Genomic DNA, 24,071 nt, shown 5'->3' with positions numbered 1-24,071 from the left:
TCGCGGTATAATAAGAATAGAATAAATAGGAGGTGCCTTATGAACGATAGAATGATTCTTGTAGTGGACGATGAAGCCGAACTATTAGAAATGGTGAAGTCCATTTTTGAAAGGGCAGGATTTACACAGGTGTTGACGGCGGCCTCTGGTGAAGCTGCATTGAAAATGTGTAAAGAAAAACAGCCAGATATGATAATCCTTGATGTTATGATGCCAGGTATGGACGGATTTGCGACATTAAGGGAACTCCGAAAGACAAGTAAAGTCCCTGTCCTAATGCTGACAGCTCGCGGCGAAGCAGAGGACAAGTTCGCGGGCTTTGAAAATGGTGCAGACGATTATCTTCTGAAACCGTTTTTACCAAAAGAATTGCTGTTCAGGGTACAGGCCATATTAAAACGGGTCTACCCAGAAAAAGAGCGCAAGGTGTTTTTTGATGTTGCAACCGTTGATCTGGAAAAAGCAATGGTGCAGCGTAATGGAGAAAGCATCTCATTGACAGCCAAAGAGTTCCAGCTTTTTGAAAAGTTATACGAAAACGCAGGTCGAATCGTTACCACCGGTTCTTTATGTCAGGCTATTTGTGGTGACTTCTGGCAAGGATATGAAAGGACGTTGGCAACCCATATCCGGCATTTGAGGGAAAAAATTGAAGAAAATCCCTCAAAGCCAGTTGCTCTCGTGACGATTAAAGGAATAGGGTATCGTCTGAACATAAAGGGGGAGCAAACATGAACGCATCAGAACGCTTTTTTCGCCGGTATATATTTTCCACAGTTGGAATTGTAATCCTTTTTCTGACGGTTAATGTTGCTTTAGTAGCCTCCTACTTTGTGATAGCTTATTTCGGCAATGTGGCAACATCCAATTTCCCCCTTGAGGATTTTTCTAATCATGTCATTGTAGAAAACGGACAATTTACTGGAGATGCACAGGCAACAGAAATGCTCAATAAGGCAGACGCATGGGCCATGATATTAGATGAAGATGGAACCGTCGTTTGGGAAGAAAATCTGCCGGAAGAATTACCACGCCACTATAATGCCACAGATATTGCAATGTTCAGTCGGTGGTATCTCGATGATTATCCAGTTAATATCTGGAAGCGTCAGGATGGGCTTCTTGTTATCGGCTTATCTCCAGGGAGTGTCGTGAACTATTATTTATCTTTTAGGGCGCAATATGTCCAGCCTTTTTTATTTGGATTAGTCGCAGTATTTTTTATCAATATTTTGTTGATGGTATATCTGTTTATTCGCAATGCTCACCGAGTAGAAAAAGCAATGGGGCCAATTTTAGATGGTATTCGCCACCTTTCTGCTGGAAAACCTGTTCATTTGGAGGAAGCTGGAGAATTAGCAGAAATCAATGCCGGCTTAAATAAGGCTGGCGAATATTTACTAAAAAAGGACAACACCCGTGCGGACTGGATCAGGGGAATTTCCCATGATATACGGACACCGCTTTCTATGATTTTAGGGTATGCAAGCGAAATCAAGGAAACCCCTGAACTGCCAGACCAAACCAGAAAACAAGCCAGAATAATTCTTAGCCAAAGCGAAAAGCTGAAAAATTTAGTATCTGATTTGAACCTGACGACAAAGCTGGAATACTCCATACAGGCAATTCACATGCAGAGTATTGATGTTGTAGAGCTGGCAAGGCAGGTGATAAGCAAAATACTGAATGACGGCATACCGGAACAATTCGAAATGGAATTTTACGAGAAACAGCCGGGGAGAAACATACAACTTAGTGGGGACAATTTATTGTTGCAGCGGATGCTGGAAAACTTAATTCGCAACAGTATTGTCCATAATCCAACAGGATGTAAAATTGAATTATCCGTTGGCATCCATGAGAATAGCTGTGTTTTCGTTGTTTCTGATAATGGGCATGGCATGAGCGAGCCTCAACTGAACGCACTGAACAGCAACGAAGATATTTCCAGTTCACAAAAAAGTGAAGGCGATACTGAGCATGGATGGGGTTTGAAAATTGCGCGTCAGATTGTAAAGGCACATCAGGGGACAATCCGATTTTTTGATACGGTTCCACATGGATTAAGTGTTACGATTGAACTACCAATAGAATAATGCAATAAAAAGAAGCCGATAACCACAAGTGAGATTGCCTTGTGTGTTATCGGCTCTGCGTCTGGCTCTTTGATAACTGTGATATTGAATTGTTTTACAGTGATTAGTGTTTCTCGCTTACATTTTGGACAAAAAAGAGGAAAGTTTTTAAGTTCTGTATCTCCACGGATTTTTAGCCTTGTCTTATTCCCACAGATAGGACAGTAAACCCATTCTGAAATCATACTTGTCATATCATTTATCTACCTTCCAACTTGTTTGGGGCAGCGTTTTTGTAATGATTAAAGTATAGCCAACGGTTAAGACAACCATAATAAGAGCATGGGTAATCTGCTTTTCAACTGTAAATCCTTCTTCTTTTGCAAAAGTATTGAGAGTGTTAATAGCCGAGTGGGTAATAATACAGGGAAGTAGGCTTCCGCCACGAGAAAAAATTGTTACAAACAAGAAACCTACTGCAATCGCAATGCATATTTGAAACAAATTGTTTACCAAATCTATACCGCTTCCATTAAATATATTCACCAAATGCCCTATGCCAAAGGTTAGGCTTGAAATAATAATAGCAGTTCTCATGTTGTCTTTGGCAATCGCTTTGAATAAGAAACCTCTGAAAATCAATTCCTCGATCAATCCCACGCAAAGCATACATACAACTCGGCAGATAGTTCCAGAAAGAACATAATTGTTTGCAAAACCGTTCCAAAGATTTCCCGTTGCTAAAATAATAAGCGGTACATAGTAAAGGAAACACCGAGCAGACACAGAGGGTTTACAAAGTCCATATCGTTCCAATAAATTATTTTTCCAAACAAAAGCCAAGAGGATAACAGTCTGTAAAGCACAAAAAATAGCACTCGCAGAATATTCAACTCCTATTTTATCGTTTAGTGGGTTAGCTAAAGATTGCAGAACACAATAAATCACAATCCATATGATTGTAAAGGTCAGTTCACTTTTTTCATATAGCTTTCTCATTTCGTTTCCTCCTGTGCCGCTAATACCGCACCGTTATAAGCATTTTCTATATGTTTCCTTATGATTTCTTCATCATACTCTAATGAATTGTTTGCAATAATACTTGCATAACCATGAGCAAATAAAAAAACTGTCAAAAAGATTTCTTTTACATGCTCTATGCTTCCTCCGATTGCTCCTTGCATTGCCAAAAGAACAGGCATAAGTTCCTCAGCATCTATCATTTCAAGTAAAGTCTTTCCATTAAAAAAGTTGGATTGAAAAAGGAAGCGGAACAAATGCGGTTCTTCAACTGCAAAACGGATATAATTTAGTCCAATTCCAAGCATAATTCCTTTCTGCGGATTTTCAATATTCATCAGATATTCAGAATGATAGCAATCTGCTTTTGTATAGGCAGCTTTCTTCAATTCCTCAATCGTAGAAAAGTGATACATAACAGGCTGTGTAGAACAATGCAATTTTTTTGCAACTGTCCTTGCGTTAATATTTTCTGCACCTGTTTCATGAGCAACCTCAAAAGCAGCGTCAATGACCATTTCTTTTGTAATCTTTGCTTTCGGTGGCATAATTGCGTCCTTCCTTAAACATAACTCATGTTATATAACAAATATTATATAACGAAATTGTGGCTTTGTCAATGGACTTTAAGAAAAACAAAGGCGATGTTAAATATGAAAGAGTGCCCCTCCTGCCTACGCAATTAGGGGAATAAAAACCCATGAAAATCAAGGTTTTCCCGCCACAGTCAGCGGGTAGGCGAGATAGATTATCCAATCCCCGCCCAAGAGGGGGCTAAATGCGTAGAAAAAACCATACGAAAGCGCCGGTCGCGGCGGCCTGCTGGCCCTGCGTCCGGCGCTTTCTTACTTGCCGCTATACGGCGGTCAGGTTATCGGGCCGTGTCCAACAGACGCGCCAGCTTCTTCAGCCCGCACCGAAGAACCGCCAAAAAATATAGACCGGGCAGCTTACGCCGCCCGGTCTCTCTTAATTATTCCACATGCCGGAAATACCGGATGCACTTCATCAGCTCTACCGCCAGCTCCTGGTACAGATCTTCGTCGAACCTTCCATTTACCAGTGCATTTTTGATCAGCATTGGACGATACATTTCAAAAATTTCTGCTCTTGCTTCCATGTCTCCGGCTTTCGCCCGGTATAATAATTCGTCAAAACTCATCCTATTTATCCCCCATTTCTTTCCGTATTTTTCGGATAGCATAATAGTAGATGCTCTTGCACCGTTCTGAGGTCAGCCCTGTTATCTTGCTCATGTCATCAAAGCTGCGTTCCTCGAACACATGCAGGTAAATCAGGTTTCTTTCTTCTTCTCTGAGCAGCAAAAGCAACTGAACCAGCTTGCGGTCCTCCAACTCTCCCCAGTCCGGAAAAATCCCCATAGCTTCTTTCAAAAGTGTCTTTTCCCTCTCCAGGTTCTCCTGCATTTCTTCTAAAGAAATCCGTTCTTCAATTTCAGCGATTTCTTCCATCAGGAAAGAATTGTTTTCTGTCCGGATTTTTTTATTCAGATAGCTGCTCCTGCGGCCTTTGATAAATTCCATTAAATATGCGGTAAAATATGATTTTGTCCGTTCTCCACTGTAAGTACGTTTTTCATTCATCTTATGTTCCTCCTGAATTTCGTTTGTAGTTTCAAAGAAATTCAAGAAGCTGGCGGAGAACGGCATCGGATCATACAGCTACTCCGACACCGATATAAAAAAATAAGACCAAAATCTGCTTTCTGCAGTCTGGTCTTGATCAAACACAGTCTATTTTGACACGCAATATATGTGTCGGTTGATAACTCATATAGTGCAGGTACAGGCGTCAAAAGGGCCTTGTGGGTGTCAGCAATTTTTTTAACTTTTTCCCGGCTACTTTCTTACCCATCCAAAATACGCATCCTATCTTTTAGACATTCCCCCTCGTTCCTGCATTACATTGTTTTCCACCACGCATTACCATAAATGGAATGTGCTTATCTGGCTGCGGTACAATATACGCAGAAAATGAGGTGATATGGATGTATATTCAACGATTAGGGGATGCTGTAAAAGATGCCCGGACACGCAGGAATCTGTCTCAAAACACACTGAAAGAACGAACCTATGTATCCCTGCGCACAATTTCTGATAAAAAACTACAAGGCAAACCCGTGGCTTGACAGTCTCTGTTCGCTTGCGTCCTATTTGAGTCTTTCTGTCGATGCGGTTGTCAATAACCGAAAAGAATATAACGGCAGTTCCACGCTGCAGCAAGTTCCGAAAGAATGAAGTACCTGTTCCCAGGAAGAATAGGAGATTGCGCCGCAAACGCTGCGAGGTCTGCTGAAAGGACTACATACCCGAACAGAAACCCCACATAACCACCTCGGCTTATATTATACGTCCTATTTCTGTGAGGTTTCTGTATAAAATCTATGAGTTTTCTGTGCAAATTCTAAAAATTCTGTGAAAACAGGCGGGAAAACTTTTTTCATTCTCCCGCCTTTCCGCTACATATTCCGGAATGCTGCCATGGCATCCGCAACATCCCGCATTGTTTGTTCATCAATCGGAGGTTCTTCCTCGTTCAAATCCTCAATCACGACTTCTTTCGGCTTTTTTTCTGGCTCCGGCTGTGGTTTCTGGCCAGGCAAAGTTACAAAGTCTGAAGCAGGAACCTCACCTATGATCCGGTCCATTTCCTGCCGCACCAGGAGGCGCACCATCGCCCGGATGCTTTCCTGGGATACCTCTGCTTCTCCTCCAGACTTCTTCCCCATATACTGCAGAACTGCTTCCGCAATCAGGGCCGCCTTTTTCTCCGTCCCGTTCAGGATCTCTACGACTTCCAGATGCTCTGGATTTTTCTTATCAAATCCTATCGTAAATACATATGGATTTTTCTTTCCCACGATCATCACTTCCCTGCCAAAGAACTGCGGTACAGGATGCCATACCCTTTCGCATTTGCGAAAATATCATCAATAAACCGATACTTGATCAGCCGGTTGGAACTTTCCAGAAAACGCCGGAGCAAAATAGCTCCGCCTCCAATAAATATAGTATAGGTAGATTTCGTATCAATGCCCCGCTCCCGGACACTGCTGAGCAGGTCAGTCACAAAATTCCGGGCCATTTCTTCCACCGTATGTACCACCATATCCGGATAATATTCCGTCTTGCCTTCTAGGATACTGTCAATGTCTGTTTCCTCCAGGAGCATATCATGATCCCCATTGACGCTGGAAATGATGTCGTTATACATGGTGATGACACCCTTTTCCATGGAATCACAATAGTCCAGACAGGGGGCACCATTCCGCATCAGCAGAAAATCGGAAGTGAATCCGCCAATATCAATTCCCACCGCCTTGGGGATCTGCCGGATTTTTTCTCCCTCTGTCATCATGGCAGCATACGCCTGGGGATATACAGCTACGTCCCGGATACAGGTATGATAGGTTTTTCCGTTATACACCAGATCCTGCATCTTTCCGTCTCCCAGGAAATACTCCCGATACCGCTCCGCCAGCTCTGCGTAATGCTTAGGCGGTACACCAATCGGCAGCGATACCTGCACCACATCTTCTTCCGTTACCTGGCCGGTACGCTCCAGCTCCTTTGCAATGGCAAATCTCGTCAGGACGGAAAAGCGTTCGTCCTGTGTTTTGTCCCTCTGATATGGAATCCGCTTGCCGCTCAAAACATAATACTTCCCGTCAGCCTGAAGAAAATCCTCACGGCCTGCAGGTTTACGGTCTGTAGAAGATAGCCCCGTGGTAAAAAGAAAATGGGTGGTCTTCATGTTCCGATTCCCGTGATCCACGGGGATAGTCAGTTTTTTTATCATAATGCGTCACTCCTTATATTGTTTTCTACTTATTCCATACGTATGAGGTATGTAAATAGCAACTCTGGAGAGAAAACTTTTGAGATTTTTTATTTAAGATAGTATTCGAGATGTATCTTTGGTAAAATGTAGGCAACAACAAATTAGAAGTTGAAAGGAGATTGGAAGTGAAAAGATATGAGTATATGACCGTAGATTTAAGCGCAGAGCCTTCGTTTAATGTTCATGTTAAGTTAGACAGATATATTGCTAAGCTGAACGAATATGGTAAGCAAGGGTGGAGATTGATTTCTGGAACTGATGATTGGAAATATTCAATTTTTGAGCGAGAAATTGAGGATAAGGAAGAATGATAAACCGTAATTATCTGAATGAAAAGGGGACTTGCCTATGACAACTTTTATTTGTTTTGTAATTGCAATGGCAATTATTTATATTATGAGATTATTTACAGGTGGTTTCAATGCTACTGAATTATTATCTTTTATATTGATGATTGTTCTGCTTGGCTCTCATGTGTATTTATCAACAAGAAAAAAAGCAATTTGGGGAATTGTAATACCGGTAATTATCGTTGCTTCATTCTATCCAGTATACAAATTGATAAACCCTGTTGGAACAATACTTGTTATACTAATAGGACTATATGCAATCTCTTTGGGGTGTTGTCTGTATATTTGGTATAAGGCAAGAAAAACCAATGACTAATAATCCGTTGAAATCAGGAACTATTACAAAACAAACAAATCCTAATTGCTCTATCAAGGCAGGCGCCGGTTTCCCGGTGCCTGCGCTTCATTTACCGCTCCACATAAGTCACGGTATTCTGTCTGAAACCATTCTCTTTGCAAAATTCTCTGTATAATTCGTCCAATTCCGTCATGTTGTAAGCATCCAATTCTGTCTCATCTTCTTGTCCATCGGTGTTGATAAATCCAATCCGATAAGTACCTCCTCCGGTTGTCACAATCCCTTTCCCTGCTTCTCTGATCGTCATATCTGCCCTCCATTCTTCAGGCCGCTTTTGCCTGATTATTTTCATCAAATTCCAGACACATCTGACCGACGGACTCCCAGGTTTCGTAGGGTACGCCCAGATATTCCAGTACGCTTCGCATCCCCAGTCCGCCTTCCTCCGTCGGTTTCATACAGAACTCATACTGCTTTGGATAGGCAGTCTGCATCCGCTGGAAACGGTTCGGCTCCTTTTCTTCCGTCACACCAAATCCGCAGAACATACAACCGGTTCTTTGTTCCCCGCTCAGATGGTAAATTCCCTGCGCATCCTTTGTGATTTCTCCGTATACCGGGCAGATAGAGAACTCATAGGCCGGTCCCTTTTCCGGGATGATCTTTTCTCCCATATGCTCATAAGCAAACCGGAGTACATCCTGTTTCGTCCAGGGGCCCAGGGGCTGGCTTTTGATCATTCTGCCGTCATATACATTGCAGCCGTTCTTTGCATATTGATGTGCCCGGCGGAAGGATTCATCCTGTGTGATTCCCACAAAAGGCTGTCTGCCAGTCTTTTTCACATACTGATTAAAGGGTTTCTCTTTCATAATCAGACAGCACTTTTCCGAAATATCATAGGGCCCGTAAATGTATTTCTGCCACTTCTTTGGCAGCATCCCAAATTTTCCCCTCTCATCACCATTCAGCAAGTAATTCCGGTAGCGGGGCGATAGCTTCCCATGCCGGAGCTTCCGGATCTTGCTTGCGTTTTCTTTACTGATGAGGGGATACCCTTCCTTGAGTATCACCTGCCGAAAATTCATGGCAGGCCGGATCTCCTCATATGTACCATAGGCTTGAAAGGAACGTGCAAACCGGATGATCTCCGGGAACTCCAGTCCGGTATTGCAGAATACCGCCGGGATTTCACTTCCCAGTGTCATCCTCACCAGCGCCAGCAGCACGGTGGAATCCAAGCCGCCGCTGAAGCTGACATAGACCTGTCCATCCCAATAATCATACCATTCCATGATCCGCCGCTTGGCCAACATCAGTTTACCCTCATAAGGAAGATATTTCCGCTGTATATAATATCCTTTGTTCAACTTTAAATCTTTTTCCTGTATATACATTTTTCTTCTCCTTTACGCTGCATTTTTTTCATACATTTCCGGGAACACATCCTTCGCCTTTTCCGGTAACAGGCGGCAGAACAGCTCCTCGTACCGTTTATATGCCTGATCGTTAAGCGGTGCCTTCAGAGATGTAAGGCTCCAGACCAGCATTTCCTCTTCCTCCGTATCGTATTTTCCAGGGGTAAAGCCATTGCCGTTATAAACAGGTTTTGGTGGTTTGCCGATTTCCTGCAGTTTCCCTTTCGACTCAGCCTGTTGGATCATTTTAATCTTTTTCTGCACAAACCCTAAGATAATCTCATCCAACATCCCCTCACCTTGATAATACCAGGCACGCCGGAAGATTAACTGGAGTGCTTTTATCCGTTCTTCCGCAAGTGCATCGTTTTCTTTCCACGCAATTTTCGCCAGTGCCTTGGCATATTCAAATTCCAACATATCTGTTCCCTCCTAAAATAAAAAAGACCGGCAGGGAAATCTTTCTTTCCCATACCGGCGCAGCCTTCTGTTACGATTCAGTTTTTCAATTTTCTATTTCCCCTGCCAATTTTCCATGTACAATATAACGGTAGTCCCTCCTGGAACTGACACAGGTGGAAAGTGTTACCACCCGACTGGCTTCCCCTAAAACCACATCTACATGATATCCTGCATAGGAACGTATTTTCTCCAGAAAATTCTGGAAATCATCCGCTCTCGGGAACGCATAGGTGTAAGCTTCACTACCCACATACCCGGCATAACAGGAGAAAATCTGATATTCCAACACTTTTCCCGGAACATACAGGTAAAAATAAGGGTTCTCCTCCCATAAAGCCTGATCCTGGTAATTGGAAAGTGTTCCAAACATACTTCCGTTTTTCATATTGTGGCCATAGATGATGGTATTTTGGTCCGTGAAATCCGGTTGATTATGGCAGTCTGCGAAGATGCTGCCGCTGCTGTTGTACTCCCCGGTAAACAGATGATGCAGATAATACGCATTATCGTTTCCCTGCACCACCGGATAGCTGACCGAAAGACCGGGAATATCAATCCAGGCAATCACATCCGGATTCACCGCCTGAAGCCCTGCGAAATCAATCTGAAGGTATCCCGATGGCTCTGCCTCCGGTTCGTCTGTCTCATCTTCCGGCGTATCTTCTGGTTCTTTCACAAAAGCGGAGAGTTCCTCATAGGTATCTTCTCCCTCCTGATATTCTCCATAGATGCCACGCAGCTTCCACACTGAAAAAATCAGCACTCCTATGGAAAGAAGGATTCCCGCCAGTAACAGCAGCCTTTCTTTCTTTTTCATCTTTTTGTTCCAACTCCTTTCTCATCTGGCAAAGGGGCTGATTCCTCAGCCCTCTTTGCGTAGTAATAGTCATCAATCCCCTTGATCTTTCCGGCCCAGTCTCCATCTGAATCCTGATCCCAGACCATCCGGGTAACCGGCAAGGATAACTCCCGGCAAATCCCGTAGACTTTTCCACAAGCGTTCTGGATAATCCGCCGCTTTTCCACTTTGTACGGGCATGTGTCCTGTTCCCCCTGCACCTGGCACTGGGAGCATTTATGATACTGCCTGTCACAGCCTGTCTTCAGCTTTTTATCCATATCGTAAGTTTCCACCAGACGCTTCATTTTCCTGTGCTGCAGTTCTTCCAGTACAGGCCGGATGCTCCGGTACATGTTGACTCCGGCTGCACAGACAAAGGTATTCCCAGACAGATAATGGGCGATGGAGCCTTTCAGCCCGCCCTCCGTCAGATATACGGTCTCCGCATCCGGATCGCCAATCACATGGACCGGACTTCCGGAAGAAGTACCGTTTTGATATCCTGCACTGGAAAACCACAGGTATTTATTATTATCCCTCGGATGGTCCAGACGGATCTGACATGCCTGGATACTTCCATCCACGGATTCCACCGGAACCAGAAAACCGGAATTTTTTGTTTTAAAGTTCATGGTCCATCGTCCCGTATCATCCTGATAGAAACCAGGAATGCCTTGCAGTTCACATCCTCTTTCCAGCAGGCTTTCAGCGAGCTTATGCAGACCGTAAAGAGGGACGCTCTTGTATCTACGCTCTTTGATCTGCTCCATGGTAAGGCCCCGCTTCAGCAAGTTTTCCTTATGGATCTCATACAAAGGAAATAAATCCAGCATTTCCTTATACGTGCGGTGCCGTACTTCAAGAGGCGCCAGTTTTGACTGTTCCGGCTCAGCCTGCTCTTTCTTTTTCGCCTGCTGTGCCTCCCGGTATTCCCCTTTGTTCAGAGCCTCCCGGATTTCCTGGTTTGCTTCCCGGTATGTCAGGTTGTGCAGATCCGCATAAAGCTGGAGCATCCCGCCAGATCTGTCGCAGCGGTTGCAGCGAAAGACATTTTTTGCGGGATTGATATTTAGCCTTCCTTTGGTATCACCGCAGAAGGGGCAGTCATAATAATTTCCCCGCCGCTTGTGAAGCCGCAGGAGATGAACCACATCCAGAATATCATAGTCAAAGTCCGGTCCATCATACATTTACCGCTTTCCTCCTTTCCCTCCCGCCGGATTATCCGGCGAGCGGAAGAGCCTGATTTAATAAAACTCTGGCTGCCGCAGGGATCAGGTTATTATGCCCCCGGTAGTTGGTCGCAAAGTAATCCAGGCTGGAAGGGCTTTCCACAGCCACCTGCCCCATGCTCATACCGCCATATTTCCCTCTGCCGCCGATGATGACGGACTTTGCCTGTTCATACGACATCTGTTTTACCAATTCTTCCACCGGGAGAGAAGCATCCAGAGGGCTGCTCTGGGATGCTGTGTGGCTGGGTGCCGCTGTATTCTGCGGCATCCCCATGACATTTCCCTGGCTTTTTGCCTGATGATAAAATCGGTCCATCATGTTCTGGTCTGCATAGGCAGGATTCTCAGCTCCCGGATAGGAAGGAATCGTCTGATTTCCAGGAAAAGGAGTTTCTTTGTTTCCATTTCCCTGTGCGGGAGTCATCCCCTGCATGGGCGGCGTGGCTGCTGCACCATAAGTTGGAGGAACCATGCCTGCCTGCGGATCATTCCACTGCGGATCAGGTTTTTGATACTGCAGCGGTACGGGTATCCCCGCATCCACCTGGTTCGGGTCATTGCTTTCTCCCACATCGGCAAACTGGACGCCAAATCCGGCGTCAGACAGTGCCCTTCCTACGGCAGCCGTTTCCGCCATCTCAAGGAATTTATCCCCAAACTTCGGATCGTCTGTCCGAAACTTCATGGAAAAAGCATTAGCCACGTAATTCTCCGACGCATCCGTATGGTTCAGATAGATCTTTGCCTCTGCCAGCGCCATATTTTCATTAAAGTGGACGATATGGCTTTCGATCCGTCCCGTCGGATAGACCAGGCGGAACCAGAGTTTCCGGTATTTCACATCCAGATACAACTGGTCCGGCTGCCCCTCCTGGGAGATCGTCCTGGCAAGTTCCAGCGGTTCAAATCCCTCGACTCTGTTCAGGTTTCCCACTGCCTTCGATTTTTTGTATAATAATTCGTTCATGTTCTGCTCCTTTCTCAGAAATGCAGACCATCCTTTCATAAAAGGAATAGCCTGCTTTTTCCTCTGATTGCAAAAAATTCATTTTCACACCGCAAGTTTCAACTGCTCCGGTTCCTGCTCCCTGAGATATTGATGGTAAAAACGGACGATCCGCTCCCCCAGGATGGTATTACGCCTCCCGGAGTCATCGTTATGTACCGCCTGGCAGACAGCCCTCCAGTCTCCTACGAGATAGACCGTTTTCTTTGCCCTGGTGATACCGGTGTACAGGATGTTCCGCTTCAGCATCACCCGGAACGCAAACAGCCAGGGGATAATAACAACCTCGCATTCTGAGCCCTGGGCTTTATGGATAGTAATGGCATTGGCATGTTCAATCATTTCCATCTGCTCCGGCTCATATTCCACCGTGCGCCCGTCAGGAAATGCAACCACTGTGATTACCGTTCCCTCCGGATTGGTATAAAAAGCCTGTATCGTCCCCAAATCGCCGTTGCTGGCCATCAGGGTATTCTTATTCTGCATGACCTTATCCCCTTCCCGGAATGTCTGGCTCCCAACCGTCACTTCCTTTTTCCCCGCATCCGGCGGGTTCACCATATCCTCAACGGACTGGTTCAGTGCTTTGGAACCATTGACGGTTTTATTCTTATAGGGTGTCAGGATCTGTACGCCATCCAGCCCGTATCGTCCGATCTCTTTCTGATAAAGCCGCCGGACTGTCTCTGCGGTCTCCTCTGCAGTCGCACAGGAAATAAAAAAGAAGTCCTCCCCGAACTGGAAATCGGTCCGGTTCTCCTGCATCTTTTTCGCATTGAGATAAATGCTGCTGGACGCTCCCTGTCGGAAGACGGCCTCCAGCCGGGTCACCGGGATCAATCCGCAGGAAATCAACTGGCGGAAAACATCACCGGCTCCCACCGAAGGAAGCTGGTCCACATCCCCGACCAAAAGAATCCGGGCCTCTGGCTTTACCCGACGGAAGAACTCAAATCCGAGGTGCATATCCACCATAGATACCTCATCCAGATTCAGGAAGTCCGCTGAAAGATACTCCCAGTCCGGCTGAAAATCCGATGACTCCCCTAAAAGCCCCAAAGCCATATGGATCGTAGAAGCCTCCTCATATCCCGTACTTTCCGCCATCCGGCGTGCAGCCCGCCCGGTAGGGGCCATAAGCTGCACTTTGGTACGGCAAATCTGGTCGTGGATATACAGGATGACCTTTAAAACCGTCGTTTTTCCTGTTCCCGGACCGCCGGTAATAATGCTGATCCTGTTTTGGAACACCATGCGCACTGCCTGTTCCTGCTGTTTGGACAACGTAAGGGAGAGTACGCTTTGCGCTTCTTTAAGTTTCTCTTCAATGTCCAGTTCCTGTATTGGTTCCAAAAGCCGCCTTGCAATCATAGCTGCAGTCTGGGTTTCTTCCTCATACAGCCTGGCCACATAGACTCTTTCCTCATCCATCACAATGCTTCCCTGCATGACCAGACGGTAAAGGATCTGCTGGATCTCTGCTTCTGTTACCTGCTGTCCGTAAACATTATCATTCAGCAGTTCAAGGGAACGCCGGACCAGTTCTTCTCTGTGCAGGAAGATATGCCCTTCTTCCTTCATAGCAGACTCCATAATATGCGCCAGGCAGCCGGAAATCCGCATGGGATCATTAAGCCGGTGGCAGAGCTGCCTTCCAATCTCGTCTACCGTTAAAAAGCCAAAACCTTTGACGGCACAGAGCATATAAGGGCGCTTCCGAATAACCTCAACGGATTCATCATGGAATTTCTGCAGGATCAGGTTTACCTTGTGGGGTGTCACCTTATAGGGTGCCAAAAACGTCATCAGTTCCCGGAACACCTTGTTCTTCCCAAAGGAATCCACAATGACCTCCAACTTTTTTCTTGAAATCCCCCGGATTTTTAACAGTTCTTCCGGATGGTTTTCCATGATTTCCAGTGTCTGAAGCCCAAACTCACGGTAGATGGCTTCCGCCACTTTAGGGCCGACACCTTTGACCACCCCACAGGAGAGGTATCCAATGATCCCCTCCCGTGTTCTCGGCACAACTTCCATAAAATTTTCTACCTGAAGCTGCATCCCATAGCTGGTGTTTTCCCACTTTCCTTCCATCTCTACTTCGATCTGGTCGGTCAGCGGAAGGTCAAATCCCACTGCCGTAAAACCGATCATTTTCCTCGTCTGGAGGAATTTATCCCTGGCTGCCAGCGGTACAGAGGTATCCTGTGTTGTAAAGAGGGCAACGGTATAACCGCTCCCCTCATTCAGAAATATTTTTTTCTGGAATCTGCACCGCATCCTTTACCTCCTCCCATTCATGAACAGCTCTTAACTGGAAAGGGGTTCTCTCACTGTCATACCAGTACACTTCCTTCCCATGCTCAAATGCAAAGCGGATTTCCCCCATCATTCCCGACGTGATCCGCCTGCCACAGATAATCAATACCCCGCAAATTTCCATAAGCTGCTTCCCAATAGAAAGTGCCAGTTCCCGTTCCTCCGGAATCTGGTCATTCAGCATAAGAGGCAGATAAGCATGAGACGCAAATGTCCGGCAATGATATAACTTGGACATCCTCCCCATATAAAAACGAGCCATCTCCATATTATGAATCTGCTGTTTTTCGCATTTATCAGACAGCGGAGAACAGATATACGCTCGCTTTCCATTTAACATCAGGCTACCTCCTTCTTTAACCGGAAGACCCTGTTCTCGGTTTCCGTTGTATATTCCTCGAAAATATCCGGGTGCTGCACTTTCAGCTTTTCCAGATTCTCTTTTCCGATCATTGTCCTGCGTGTGGGGCTAAAGGTAATCCTGTAACGGTTTGTACCGTCCTCCAGCAATGCCTTGCACCCCTGGCCCATCTGTTCTACAAAGGGAACAATGATCGCCTTCTGTTCAGAGTCAATCTCTTTTTTCCGCTTCTCAAGCTGGGATTTTTCCTCGGAAAGAGAAAGGTATCGCTCCAAGCTGCGGGCTTCCAGTCCGGAAATGCTGATCTCCGGGATAGTCTTATCCGCATACCCGCTGTAACGGCGGATACTGGCAAGTACCAAATCCGGCTTCCCACTCAACGGCGGCTCCACCTTTTTCTCCACATACTCCTTCCAGAAGTATTCTTCCTGCTCGATGATGTTCTCTTCTTCCAGAAGATCCCGGTCCAGCGGATAATACACAAAATCTTTTTCGCTGTTCCCCCACAGGCAGGCGATGAACGCATGATGGATATTCATGACCGCCATATAGTGACGGACCTGGTAGACATAGTGGTCCGGGATATTTCCATCCGCCCACTTGTCCTTCGCATTATAATTGCAGGTTTTGCACTCCAGGATGGCAAAAGTTCCGTCCGGCATACACACAAAAAAATCCACATCCGCCAGCATAAACGGATACAGGGGATGCCGGAACATGATCCGCACCGGAAATACTTCCAACCCAGTCTTTTTAGAAAAGATCTCCGCCACCAGGTCCTCCAGCCGGTGCCCGACTTCCAGGGCTACCCAGTTGCTTTCTTCTTCGATCACAGGCTCTACGCCAATCTTGTCATTGTACAGGTCACGGCTGGTAGCAAACGGGGAGATCCCCATGATCGCTGCCACATCGCTGCCTCCGATTCCCAGACGGCGGTAGGAAAGCCACTCCTCCCTGGTAAGATGACTGATATCAACAACCTGTTCCGGTGTGTAATTCAAATTCAGCATATGTTATCCCTCCCTAGCAATTCACTGCTGCGCATACGTCATAGTCCTTCCAGTCCATCACCAATGCCTTTGTGATATCTTCTTCCATACGCAGAATACGGCACCCGGAAAATCCCTCACAAGCTGCGAAGAAGGGTGCCTCATTCATGGCATAGTAAAGGTCATGGGCGCTGCAGGGTCCTTCTCCGTTCTGGGCCACATACATTTCCACTACCTCATTACGGATCGACGCTTTAATCTTCAGCTTTTTCATCATCAGGTGCAGACAGTTGGCTGGATTGTGGATCTCAATGTCCAAAAGTGCTGCCAGGCGCTTCGTGGCATCCTGATATCTCGCATACACTTCCTTCAGATTTTCCCGGTAATCCAGGATCGTACTATGGTTCCTGTGTGCCAGAGTGATCGGGCTCCCCAGGCTGAGCGTATGGCTGTTGCCGTCTGTCAGCAGCATAGGATACAGGTTCACCCCGCTGGCCGCCACATCAGAGGTGGTCAGGCGCAGGACCGGAGTAAGAAATTCTTTACTGATCCCGTACCTGTCCAGTGCGTCCCTGTAGGTATCCAGAAGTTCCTGGTTCCCGGCAAGCGTCCACATGGCGCTCATTACAGAGTGGTCGTAGGTTCCAGAGCCTTCCAGATAAGCGCTCCCCTTGAAATTCTTGTGCAGATACTCGCTTGTCGTCTCAAAGATCGCCTTCATATCCAGCACACTGTAATCATGGGCGTCCCCTCCATGGACAGCGGAAACCTTTCCATCCGCAATCTTGATGAGGCTTTCCCCTTTTGCCACTTTCAGACAACAGTTCACTACCTTTGCATAGGTCCCTACATCCAGCTTGCGAAGACCCTCTCCGCTGATGCCGGCACGGCCTAAGATTGTCTGGATCGCACAGTTCCGGACCGGATACGCCTCCCCCCGTACCTTCAGTACAAGGCGGGTGTGTTTTTCCGTGTCCTTCAGGATCTCCTCCATCTCTGCATCACCATTCTCCAGGTTGTCCGCCTCTTTCTCCAACGGGACCAGCCGAAGAGACCGGGTCGGCTTACGGATCCACTGTGAGGACTGAATCCTCCGGCTCAGAAATGCAAGCATCTCCTCCGCCGTAGCAAAGGTCTTTTCAAAACCGTCTGCATACACCATTGTTTCATTCATGTTTTCTTCCACCTTTCTTTAAAATATTTATCCATAAACAGCCGAAGCTGATTGTGGCAGGCCACACACTTACACAACATCCGAAAAAGACCTTGCCTTTCCGGATAAACAGCAATAAAAAAGGATGCACAGAGAAACGTCCTGTTTTCTCCATCCATCCTTTTAAAATCTGGTTTTCCACCTATAAAACAAAAAAAGTGCCACACAGCCATTACTGGCATACGGTGACACTACACTACAAACATAAACAACTTATGCTGGGAAAAGCTCCTGCCTTTCCTCTCCGTGTCCGGGATTTCACAAAATCCCAAAACACTTCTCCCCACAGGGGAACGCATAAAAAAGAACTATATCAGTATACTAGCACACGATATAGTTGCTGTCAATTTGTTTTGCACTATATCTGGTATTTGAATATAGAAGTCCCTCGTATTGCATTTCTTTTCCGGCAGAAGTAAACACTTTGTCTCAAACCAAACATGTCTACTCACATTTTGCAATTTCTTAATTATTCTCTCTGTTATCCATACAAATGGCAAAAACCATGATGTTCTTTGAAAACTTCATAGCTCCCGGAAGAGAGATACGGGTACTGGCAGATAGTGACGCATATGCGCACCTGTCGGTTTGAAGATTACACAGTAACGCCGGATACGTGGCTTAGAAAGGCATAGGAACTGGCTTCCAGGGTGAGAGTAACAGAGTGACTATTATTTAGCAGGGAGGTATCTATACGAAAAAAAGTGAAACATATGCATCCGTTTTCAAAAATTACCCGGATGTAGTGACTGTAGAGCAAATGAGTGAAATGTTAGGAATCAGCACGAAAACCGCCTATAAACTGCTGAAAGAGAATAAAATCAAACACTTTATGATCGGGCGGATCTATAAAATTCCCAAATATTACATTCTGACTTATCTGGAAATTCTTGACCAGACAAATAGTAACAAGTAATTTCTGCCACAGGTACTGCCAATTTTGTGCCAGCATGGTATAATATCCATGCCAATACGTGAAGTTGACTGTTACCCTGTAAAGGAGGTTTGAATTATGGTAGCAGGTCATCTTCGAGAGCAGAATGGCATTTACCAAATGATATTATGTTACAAGGACACGAACAACAAGCGGTGCAGTAAATCAATCAGCACCGGGCTTCCGGTAAAAGGAAATAAAAAGAAGGCGGAAGCTCTTCTGGCACAGACGAGAAAAGAGTTTATCCCTCCAATCTGGAATAAGGATACACACGTACATGTGTTTCTCGTGGAGTGGATACAATATGCTCCTCTTGAGGCAGCCGAATTTTCCCAGTACAAACACCATATCAACCGATGGATTGTGCCTTATTTCAAAGAGCATATCAACAGCATCGGGGAACTGTCCGTTCAAGAACTGGAACAGTATTTTTCCTCACTCAGAAAAGCGGACAATCCACAGATTGCTGGTACGCAACATTTAATCTCTACCAGTCATCACATTTTATTAATGGCCTTCAGCCATGCAGTTAGTAGTGGCTGGATTGAAAAAAATCCTTTGGTTTCGATCAATCCGGAGACAGGGAAAGGTGAGATTCTGTTTGCAGATTTCATTTTGAAATGGCTTGCAGTCATCAAGTATAAGGTGCAAATAACAACATATGCAGGATACCGCAGTAATGTAGAGAAAAGGATAGAACCCTATTTTCGTGAAAAAGGATACACGTTAAATGAGCTTTCAGACAATCCAGAGTTTATTCAGGACTATTATACTTATGAGCTGGAAGAACGGCATGTAAAGCCAAATACGGTCATCAGACGCCATGCTAACATCCATAAGTGTCTTGACTATGCTGTACAATTAAAATTGCTGAAAGATAATCCCGCAGACCGGGTGCAAAGACCAGAAGAGAACACTTATGAGGCTCAATACTATACAAACGAAGAAATGGTACAGCTTTTTAAAGCTGCTCATGGGGATCCGCTTGAAATCTGCATATTTCTTGCCGCATTTTATGGTATGCGTCGCAGCGAAGCAGTTGGAGTGAAGTGGTCAAGAATTGATATGGTAAACAAGACCATTACTGTAAACCATGTTGTAACTGATATCTATATCGACGGGCATTGTGAGCGTGTCATCAAAGACAAGACAAAATCAAAATCAAGTACGCGCAAGCTACCATTAGTCCCGCCGTTTGAAGCTGTACTGAAGTACGTATATCAAAAGCAGCATTATCAACAATATGTATGCGGTGATGCTTATTGTAAGGAATATCTGGATTACATCAATAAGACAGAAACCGGAGAACTTATAAAGCCAGGCTATGTGACAGATCACTTCCAGTTACTACTGAAAAAGAATGGTCTGCGCCGTATCCGCTTTCATGATCTCCGCCATAGCTGTGCATCATTATTGTATTCATATGGCGTTGACCTCAAGGCTATCCAGCATTGGTTAGGACACAGTACGATCTCAACGACTGCAAATATTTATACACACTTTGATTACGACCAGAAGATAAACACAGCAAATGCAATGATCCAATCCCTGCCCGCAAGTGTTTTTCCGGGCATTGGTGTGAACTAAAAGAAAAAAGACTAAAACCTTTTGTTTTAGTCTTTTACAAAATGCCGGTGGCCGGACTCGAACCGGCACGGAAATTACTCTCCGAAGGATTTTAAGTCCTTTGCGTCTGCCAATTCCGCCACACCGGCAAATATGTGTACACCCAACCCGCTGTAAACAGCTACAAACACCTCAAAATTTGGAGGGATGTTTTGGAGGGATGCAAGCACATTTGCTAAATATGAAATTTTAAAATCCTTGATTTTTCAAGGAAAATCTGCCAGAACTTAACAATCCATCCATTGGATTTTAAGTCCTGTGCGTCTGCCAGTTCCGCCACTGCGGCATATCTCATATGGAATTCATGAGATGAATGGGGCCTATAGGGCTCGAACCTATGACCCTCTGCTTGTAAGGCAGATGCTCTCCCAGCTGAGCTAAGACCCCAAATGAAACAACCTCTCTGCTAAGACTGCGAAAAATCCCGCAGGCCAGCAGGCTGCAGCTTAACACCAGCCTCGAAAAAAACCCGGCAAGTGCCTAAGCTAACGACCCAGAAGAGACTCGAACTCTCGACCTCCGCCGTGACAGGGCGGCGCTCTAACCAACTGAGCCACTGGGCCAAATGTTATTGTAATATATTGTGAGCACGCAGTGCCTTTATCTCAGGCACTTCTGTACTCGATGGACCTTCGGGGACTCGAACCCAGGACCGACCGGTTATGAGCCGGTTGCTCTAACCAACTGAGCTAAAGGTCCAAAATAGCAGTCCCATTAAGGACTAAAGCCGATGATCGGACTCGAACCGATAACCTGCTGATTACAAATCAGCTGCTCTGCCAATTGAGCCACATCGGCGCACTATGAGCACTTAATGCCTGTCTTTTAGGCACTCACGTGCGATGCCTGCCGACGCCCTTAGTGAGCATATAACGCAACCTCAGTAGTCGGCACAAGTGACTCCGACGGGAATCGAACCCGTGTTACCGCCGTGAAAGGGCGATGTCTTAACCTCTTGACCACGGAGCCATAGGAAGTCACCTTCAAAAACACACAAACCAACTCATCAAGTGACCGTTTTATATGATATCATACCCTCTCTCTATTTGCAAGATTTTTTTTCATTTTCTTTGAAGGATTTTCCTGAACGTCCCGCACTGCTTTTTCCGTCTTCCTGCGTTGACATTCCCCGCAGATATGGTTATAACTAATTTAGATCAAAAATCCCAGGCAGAGGATTTCTCCCTCGTATTTCAACGCCAAATGAAGTATAGACAGGGGTAAAAAGGAGTACACGACATGATACACAGGAAGACCGCACAGCAGATCGCGGACACCGTCAAGGAGGTCTGCGGCTACGATATCAATTTTATCAATGACAGGGGGCTTGTCATCGCCAGCACAGACCCGGCGCGGATCGGCACTGTCCACGAGGGCGGACGGCAGGTCATCGCCCGGGGCGAGACTCTGGAGGTGGACCAGGATGGCCTCCTCCCCGGCACCAAGAAGGGAGTGAACATCCCGGTCTTTCGCAGCGGCGTTCTGGCAGCGGTCATCGGCATCAGCGGAGAGCCTGAGAAGGTCCGCGCCTTCGCCCACCTGGCGGAGCGGATCACCCTCCTCATCCTCCGGGAGCAGGAGATCGGCGCCAGAGCCCGCTCTCTTGCCGAAAAGAAAAACTATCTCCTGGACCTTCTTCTGGAGGAGGACCGGCAGATAGCTTCTGACAGCCTTCCTGAGCTTCTCGAGGAGCTGAAGCAGTTCCATATAGATCCCTCCTCCCCCAAGCGGATGCTGCTGCTCAAGCTCCGGTACCCGGAAAAAGAGAGCCTCTCCGGCCTGGAAAGCGATGCCTCCCGGCTGCTGGACGAGCTGCCTGGCTGTCTCTACAGTTATCAGTACCCCTCCTCCTTCCGTGCCCTCATCAATGACAGGGACCTGGAGCTGTTCCGTGAAAAGCTGGATCAGTTTCACGCTGCCCATCCCTTCGCCCTGCTGGCGGGAGCCGGCTCCTCCGTCCCCCTCGAGGACCTGCCCCGCTCCCTTTCCACAGCCCGCATCGCGCTGGAAGCGCTCGGAAAAGAGAAAATATTTTCCCTCTTTGATGACCTGACGCTGGAGGTCCTGCTGTCCGGCATCAGCCGGGAAAACCAGAAGCTCTTCCTGGAAAAAGTCCTGTCCCCTCTCTCTGATGAGGACCTGCGGCTTCTGGAAACCTATTTTGAGAAGGACCAATCCCTTGCTGCTACCTGCCAGGCCCTCTTCCTCCACAAAAATACAGTACAGTACAGGCTGAACCGCATCCACCGGCTTTGCGGTCTCAATCCCCGCAGTTTTCGGGACGCTGCAGTCCTCTATCTGTCTTTAAAGGTCAGGCATTGTTACACATAACATATTTCATCATATTATTGTCATAAATTCCATTTCTATAACAAAGGAAAGATGATAAACTAAGAGTAACAAATTAATTTGAGGAGGAAGTTCTAATGAAAGTTGTTGCTGCAATAGACTCATTCAAGGGAAGCCTCTCTTCCATGGAAGCCGGAAACGCGGCCAGAGAAGGCATACTCCTGGCGAAGCCGGACGCACAGATCGTCGTAAAGCCTCTGGCAGACGGGGGCGAAGGAACTACAGACGCACTCATCGAGGGGATGAACGGAGAAAAGGTGGAGATGACCGCCACCGGCCCACTGGGCAGGCCTGTAGACTGCTACTACGGCTATCTGCCTGACAGCCAGACCGCCATCATCGAGATGGCAGCCGCAGCCGGCATCACCCTGGTAACCGATGCTGAGAAAGACCCTCTGCGCGCTTCCACCTACGGTGTGGGAGAGATGATACTGCATGCAGCCAAGAAGGGCTGCCGGAATTTCATCATCGGCATCGGAGGCAGCGCCACCAACGACGGAGGCATCGGCATGCTCAAGGCCCTTGGCTTCTCCTTTGCAGACGCAGACGGCAATGACCCCGGTGAGGGCGGACAGGCCCTGGCAAAAGTGGCTTCTGTCAAAACAGAGGGCCAGAATCCTCTCCTGAAGGAATGTCACTTCCGGATTGCCTGTGATGTGAACAACCCTCTCTGCGGCGAGAACGGCGCTACCTATATCTACGGCCCCCAGAAGGGCGTCACCGAGGAGATGAAGGAGTCACTGGACCAGGGCATGGCCCACTATGCAGAGGCGGTCTCCCGGGACCTTGGCTGTGACTACGCAGAGTACCCGGGCGCAGGGGCTGCAGGCGGACTCGGCTTTGCCTTCCTCTCCTTCCTGGGAGCAGAGCTCTCCCCGGGCATTGACCTGATCCTGGACGCTGTGGGACTGGAGGACGAGCTGAAGGATGCGGACATAGTCATCACCGGCGAGGGCCGTCTGGACCACCAGACAGCTATGGGAAAAGCCCCTGTGGGCGTGGCAAAGCTGGCCCACAGGCACGGCGCAAAGGTCATCGCCATTGCGGGCAGCGTCACAAGAGAGGCCACCGCCTGCAACGATGCCGGCATCGACGCCTTCTTCCCTGTAGTCCGGGGAGTCACCACCCTGGAGGAGGCCATGAGATCAGAGAACGCAAAAGAAAATATCAGACAGACAATGAACCAGGTCTTCCGGCTTTTGTAAGCCGGAGGACCTGGTCCTCTCTGCGATCACTGCATAATATTTTCGGACAAGTAAAACCCGCAGATTTAAAATCTGCGGGCTTTTCAAGCTCCCCCTGTTGGACTCGAACCAACGACAACTCGGTTAACAGCCGAGTGCTCTACCGACTGAGCTAAGGAGGAATATTGAATTAAGGTATCATGTACCTTCAAAACCACATACAAGAAATCTGTCTATCTTCCATCTCTTCCCGAACCGTGCGCTGCACTCACTTAAGGAAGTTCGAGACACTTTGTGTCTCGAACAAGCTTCACACTAAGCTCAGCCTGCGCTCCGCTTGTCTTCTCTAAGTCTTCAGCTTTGGTTATGCCCTCGACCGATTAGTAACAGTCAGCTCCATGTGTTACCACACTTCCACCTCTGCCCTATCTACCTCGTCGTCTTCAAGGGGTCTTACTACTTTCGTAGGGATATCTCATCTTGAGGGGGGCTTCACGCTTAGATGCCTTCAGCGTTTATCCCTTCCCGGC

Annotated in this window: 24 protein-coding genes, 7 tRNA genes, 1 rRNA gene and 1 pseudogene; 8 read left to right on the top strand and 25 right to left on the bottom strand. The window is 46.9% G+C overall.

What is annotated here, in order from left to right; genetic code table 11:
- Positions 1–39: 39 nt before the first annotated feature.
- On the top strand, positions 40–735 hold the full coding sequence (locus B5E62_RS04525; protein ID WP_087173451.1) for a response regulator transcription factor: 696 nt from the start codon (positions 40–42) through the stop codon (positions 733–735).
- Complete coding sequence (locus B5E62_RS04520) at positions 732–2,096, top strand: sensor histidine kinase (protein WP_087173450.1); 1,365 nt, start codon at positions 732–734, stop codon at positions 2,094–2,096. The genes B5E62_RS04525 and B5E62_RS04520 overlap by 4 nt, the downstream gene beginning before the upstream one ends.
- A 53-nt stretch (positions 2,097–2,149) precedes the next feature.
- Here B5E62_RS04520 and B5E62_RS17215 read toward each other — a convergent pair.
- The 7 genes and pseudogenes from B5E62_RS17215 to B5E62_RS04480 all read right to left on the bottom strand — a co-directional run.
- Positions 2,150–2,320 (bottom strand): annotated as a pseudogene (locus B5E62_RS17215) (cysteine-rich KTR domain-containing protein); the annotation flags it as partial.
- A 10-nt stretch (positions 2,321–2,330) separates the two neighbouring features.
- Positions 2,331–3,074 carry a CPBP family intramembrane glutamic endopeptidase gene (locus tag B5E62_RS04510; protein WP_087173449.1) on the bottom strand — a complete coding sequence of 248 codons (744 nt, stop codon included), beginning with the start codon at positions 3,072–3,074 and terminating at the stop codon, positions 2,331–2,333.
- Positions 3,071–3,643 carry a TetR/AcrR family transcriptional regulator gene (locus B5E62_RS04505; protein WP_087173448.1) on the bottom strand — a complete coding sequence of 191 codons (573 nt, stop codon included), beginning with the start codon at positions 3,641–3,643 and terminating at the stop codon, positions 3,071–3,073. Before B5E62_RS04505 ends, B5E62_RS04510 begins: the two co-directional genes overlap by 4 nt.
- 425 nt (positions 3,644–4,068) lie before the next feature.
- Positions 4,069–4,257, bottom strand: a complete 189-nt coding sequence (locus B5E62_RS04500) for a helix-turn-helix domain-containing protein (protein WP_087173447.1) — start codon at positions 4,255–4,257, stop codon at positions 4,069–4,071.
- 1 nt (position 4,258) lies between these two features.
- Positions 4,259–4,699 (bottom strand): sigma factor-like helix-turn-helix DNA-binding protein, encoded by a 441-nt coding sequence (locus tag B5E62_RS04495; protein WP_087173446.1) that lies wholly within the window; start codon positions 4,697–4,699, stop codon positions 4,259–4,261.
- A gap of 875 nt (positions 4,700–5,574) precedes the next feature.
- On the bottom strand, positions 5,575–5,976 hold the full coding sequence (locus B5E62_RS04485; RefSeq protein WP_143468802.1) for a hypothetical protein: 402 nt from the start codon (positions 5,974–5,976) through the stop codon (positions 5,575–5,577).
- A gap of 5 nt (positions 5,977–5,981) precedes the next feature.
- On the bottom strand, positions 5,982–6,914 hold the full coding sequence (locus B5E62_RS04480) for a ParM/StbA family protein (RefSeq protein ID WP_087173444.1): 933 nt from the start codon (positions 6,912–6,914) through the stop codon (positions 5,982–5,984).
- 167 nt (positions 6,915–7,081) lie between these two features.
- Here B5E62_RS04480 and B5E62_RS04475 point away from each other — a divergent pair, with 167 nt between their 5' ends.
- Together B5E62_RS04475 and B5E62_RS16735 are read left to right on the top strand one after the other, a co-directional pair.
- Complete coding sequence (locus B5E62_RS04475) at positions 7,082–7,267, top strand: DUF4177 domain-containing protein (RefSeq protein WP_204876404.1); 186 nt, start codon at positions 7,082–7,084, stop codon at positions 7,265–7,267.
- 37 nt (positions 7,268–7,304) lie between these two features.
- A complete protein-coding gene (locus B5E62_RS16735) occupies positions 7,305–7,622 on the top strand; it encodes a hypothetical protein (RefSeq protein ID WP_143468801.1) in 318 nt (105 codons plus the stop codon).
- A 91-nt stretch (positions 7,623–7,713) separates the two neighbouring features.
- Here the strand turns inward: B5E62_RS16735 and B5E62_RS04470 are convergent, their stop codons facing one another.
- The 10 genes from B5E62_RS04470 to B5E62_RS04425 all read right to left on the bottom strand — a co-directional run bounded on the left by B5E62_RS04470 (position 7,714) and on the right by B5E62_RS04425 (position 17,409).
- The gene (locus B5E62_RS04470) at positions 7,714–7,911 is read right to left on the bottom strand and encodes a hypothetical protein (protein WP_087173443.1); all 198 of its coding nucleotides are present in this window, start codon (positions 7,909–7,911) and stop codon (positions 7,714–7,716) included.
- Between the two features lie 16 nt (positions 7,912–7,927).
- Complete coding sequence (locus B5E62_RS04465; RefSeq protein ID WP_242957708.1) at positions 7,928–8,920, bottom strand: phosphoadenosine phosphosulfate reductase family protein; 993 nt, start codon at positions 8,918–8,920, stop codon at positions 7,928–7,930.
- Between the two features lie 93 nt (positions 8,921–9,013).
- Positions 9,014–9,442 carry a hypothetical protein gene (locus B5E62_RS04460; protein ID WP_087173441.1) on the bottom strand — a complete coding sequence of 143 codons (429 nt, stop codon included), beginning with the start codon at positions 9,440–9,442 and terminating at the stop codon, positions 9,014–9,016.
- Between the two features lie 85 nt (positions 9,443–9,527).
- Positions 9,528–10,301, bottom strand: a complete 774-nt coding sequence (gene srtB, locus B5E62_RS04455; RefSeq protein WP_087173440.1) for a class B sortase — start codon at positions 10,299–10,301, stop codon at positions 9,528–9,530.
- Complete coding sequence (locus B5E62_RS04450) at positions 10,298–11,515, bottom strand: CHC2 zinc finger domain-containing protein (RefSeq protein WP_087173439.1); 1,218 nt, start codon at positions 11,513–11,515, stop codon at positions 10,298–10,300. Before B5E62_RS04450 ends, srtB begins: the two co-directional genes overlap by 4 nt.
- A gap of 31 nt (positions 11,516–11,546) precedes the next feature.
- A complete protein-coding gene (locus tag B5E62_RS04445) occupies positions 11,547–12,527 on the bottom strand; it encodes a hypothetical protein (RefSeq protein ID WP_087173652.1) in 981 nt (326 codons plus the stop codon).
- An 84-nt stretch (positions 12,528–12,611) separates the two neighbouring features.
- Positions 12,612–14,846 carry an SF1B family DNA helicase RecD2 gene (gene recD2 / locus B5E62_RS04440; protein WP_087173438.1) on the bottom strand — a complete coding sequence of 745 codons (2,235 nt, stop codon included), beginning with the start codon at positions 14,844–14,846 and terminating at the stop codon, positions 12,612–12,614.
- On the bottom strand, positions 14,809–15,225 hold the full coding sequence (locus B5E62_RS04435; protein ID WP_087173437.1) for a DUF7768 domain-containing protein: 417 nt from the start codon (positions 15,223–15,225) through the stop codon (positions 14,809–14,811). Before B5E62_RS04435 ends, recD2 begins: the two co-directional genes overlap by 38 nt.
- Positions 15,225–16,256 carry a YqaJ viral recombinase family nuclease gene (locus tag B5E62_RS04430; protein WP_087173436.1) on the bottom strand — a complete coding sequence of 344 codons (1,032 nt, stop codon included), beginning with the start codon at positions 16,254–16,256 and terminating at the stop codon, positions 15,225–15,227. The genes B5E62_RS04435 and B5E62_RS04430 overlap by 1 nt, the downstream gene beginning before the upstream one ends.
- 13 nt (positions 16,257–16,269) lie before the next feature.
- Entirely contained in the window at positions 16,270–17,409 is a 1,140-nt protein-coding gene (locus B5E62_RS04425) for a transposase (RefSeq protein WP_087173435.1), read from the bottom strand.
- A 784-nt stretch (positions 17,410–18,193) separates the two neighbouring features.
- Here B5E62_RS04425 and B5E62_RS04420 point away from each other — a divergent pair.
- Both B5E62_RS04420 and B5E62_RS04415 read left to right on the top strand, forming a co-directional pair.
- A complete protein-coding gene (locus B5E62_RS04420) occupies positions 18,194–18,364 on the top strand; it encodes a helix-turn-helix domain-containing protein (protein WP_330397996.1) in 171 nt (56 codons plus the stop codon).
- Positions 18,365–18,460: 96 nt separating this feature from the next.
- The gene (locus B5E62_RS04415) at positions 18,461–19,969 is read left to right on the top strand and encodes a tyrosine-type recombinase/integrase (protein ID WP_087173433.1); all 1,509 of its coding nucleotides are present in this window, start codon (positions 18,461–18,463) and stop codon (positions 19,967–19,969) included.
- A gap of 42 nt (positions 19,970–20,011) precedes the next feature.
- Here B5E62_RS04415 and B5E62_RS04410 read toward each other — a convergent pair.
- The 6 genes from B5E62_RS04410 to B5E62_RS04385 all read right to left on the bottom strand — a co-directional run bounded on the left by B5E62_RS04410 (position 20,012) and on the right by B5E62_RS04385 (position 20,977).
- Positions 20,012–20,097: transfer RNA gene (locus B5E62_RS04410), tRNA-Leu, on the bottom strand.
- Between the two features lie 225 nt (positions 20,098–20,322).
- A tRNA-Val gene (locus tag B5E62_RS04405) sits at positions 20,323–20,395 on the bottom strand.
- A 102-nt stretch (positions 20,396–20,497) separates the two neighbouring features.
- Positions 20,498–20,571, bottom strand: a tRNA-Asp gene (locus B5E62_RS04400).
- 62 nt (positions 20,572–20,633) lie between these two features.
- Positions 20,634–20,707, bottom strand: a tRNA-Ile gene (locus B5E62_RS04395).
- Between the two features lie 26 nt (positions 20,708–20,733).
- Positions 20,734–20,806 (bottom strand) — tRNA-Thr (locus B5E62_RS04390).
- A 99-nt stretch (positions 20,807–20,905) separates the two neighbouring features.
- A tRNA-Glu gene (locus tag B5E62_RS04385) sits at positions 20,906–20,977 on the bottom strand.
- Positions 20,978–21,247: 270 nt separating this feature from the next.
- Here B5E62_RS04385 and B5E62_RS04380 point away from each other — a divergent pair.
- Together B5E62_RS04380 and B5E62_RS04375 are read left to right on the top strand one after the other, a co-directional pair.
- Positions 21,248–22,339 carry a CdaR family transcriptional regulator gene (locus tag B5E62_RS04380; RefSeq protein WP_087173432.1) on the top strand — a complete coding sequence of 364 codons (1,092 nt, stop codon included), beginning with the start codon at positions 21,248–21,250 and terminating at the stop codon, positions 22,337–22,339.
- 95 nt (positions 22,340–22,434) lie between these two features.
- Positions 22,435–23,562, top strand: coding sequence for a glycerate kinase family protein (locus tag B5E62_RS04375; RefSeq protein WP_087173431.1), 1,128 nt, complete (start codon positions 22,435–22,437; stop codon positions 23,560–23,562).
- Positions 23,563–23,650: 88 nt separating this feature from the next.
- Here B5E62_RS04375 and B5E62_RS04370 read toward each other — a convergent pair.
- Positions 23,651–23,723 (bottom strand) — tRNA-Asn (locus B5E62_RS04370).
- 178 nt (positions 23,724–23,901) lie between these two features.
- Positions 23,902–24,071, bottom strand: a 23S ribosomal RNA gene (locus B5E62_RS04365); the annotation flags it as partial.

This window comes from Lachnoclostridium sp. An118 (genome assembly GCF_002160985.1).
GTDB lineage: Bacteria > Bacillota > Clostridia > Lachnospirales > Lachnospiraceae > Claveliimonas > Claveliimonas stercoravium.
Note: the sequence above shows the minus strand (reverse complement) of the source record. Positions and strands in the feature narration are given on the sequence as shown.

Excerpts from the sequence above, each read along its gene's own strand:
- B5E62_RS04525 (WP_087173451.1), top strand. The coding sequence starts at position 40 with ATGAACGATAGAATGATTCTTGTAGTGGACGATGAAGCCGAACTATTA.
- B5E62_RS04520 (WP_087173450.1), top strand. The coding sequence starts at position 732 with ATGAACGCATCAGAACGCTTTTTTCGCCGGTATATATTTTCCACAGTT.
- B5E62_RS04510 (WP_087173449.1), bottom strand. The coding sequence starts at position 3,074 with ATGAGAAAGCTATATGAAAAAAGTGAACTGACCTTTACAATCATATGG.
- B5E62_RS04505 (WP_087173448.1), bottom strand. The coding sequence starts at position 3,643 with ATGCCACCGAAAGCAAAGATTACAAAAGAAATGGTCATTGACGCTGCT.
- B5E62_RS04500 (WP_087173447.1), bottom strand. The coding sequence starts at position 4,257 with ATGAGTTTTGACGAATTATTATACCGGGCGAAAGCCGGAGACATGGAA.
- B5E62_RS04495 (WP_087173446.1), bottom strand. The coding sequence starts at position 4,699 with ATGAATGAAAAACGTACTTACAGTGGAGAACGGACAAAATCATATTTT.
- B5E62_RS04480 (WP_087173444.1), bottom strand. The coding sequence starts at position 6,914 with ATGATAAAAAAACTGACTATCCCCGTGGATCACGGGAATCGGAACATG.
- B5E62_RS16735 (WP_143468801.1), top strand. The coding sequence starts at position 7,305 with ATGACAACTTTTATTTGTTTTGTAATTGCAATGGCAATTATTTATATT.
- B5E62_RS04470 (WP_087173443.1), bottom strand. The coding sequence starts at position 7,911 with ATGACGATCAGAGAAGCAGGGAAAGGGATTGTGACAACCGGAGGAGGT.
- B5E62_RS04465 (WP_242957708.1), bottom strand. The coding sequence starts at position 8,920 with ATGTTGGCCAAGCGGCGGATCATGGAATGGTATGATTATTGGGATGGA.
- B5E62_RS04460 (WP_087173441.1), bottom strand. The coding sequence starts at position 9,442 with ATGTTGGAATTTGAATATGCCAAGGCACTGGCGAAAATTGCGTGGAAA.
- srtB (WP_087173440.1), bottom strand. The coding sequence starts at position 10,301 with ATGAAAAAGAAAGAAAGGCTGCTGTTACTGGCGGGAATCCTTCTTTCC.
- B5E62_RS04450 (WP_087173439.1), bottom strand. The coding sequence starts at position 11,515 with ATGTATGATGGACCGGACTTTGACTATGATATTCTGGATGTGGTTCAT.
- B5E62_RS04445 (WP_087173652.1), bottom strand. The coding sequence starts at position 12,527 with ATGAACGAATTATTATACAAAAAATCGAAGGCAGTGGGAAACCTGAAC.
- recD2 (WP_087173438.1), bottom strand. The coding sequence starts at position 14,846 with ATGCGGTGCAGATTCCAGAAAAAAATATTTCTGAATGAGGGGAGCGGT.
- B5E62_RS04435 (WP_087173437.1), bottom strand. The coding sequence starts at position 15,225 with ATGTTAAATGGAAAGCGAGCGTATATCTGTTCTCCGCTGTCTGATAAA.
- B5E62_RS04430 (WP_087173436.1), bottom strand. The coding sequence starts at position 16,256 with ATGCTGAATTTGAATTACACACCGGAACAGGTTGTTGATATCAGTCAT.
- B5E62_RS04425 (WP_087173435.1), bottom strand. The coding sequence starts at position 17,409 with ATGAATGAAACAATGGTGTATGCAGACGGTTTTGAAAAGACCTTTGCT.
- B5E62_RS04415 (WP_087173433.1), top strand. The coding sequence starts at position 18,461 with ATGGTAGCAGGTCATCTTCGAGAGCAGAATGGCATTTACCAAATGATA.
- B5E62_RS04380 (WP_087173432.1), top strand. The coding sequence starts at position 21,248 with ATGATACACAGGAAGACCGCACAGCAGATCGCGGACACCGTCAAGGAG.
- B5E62_RS04375 (WP_087173431.1), top strand. The coding sequence starts at position 22,435 with ATGAAAGTTGTTGCTGCAATAGACTCATTCAAGGGAAGCCTCTCTTCC.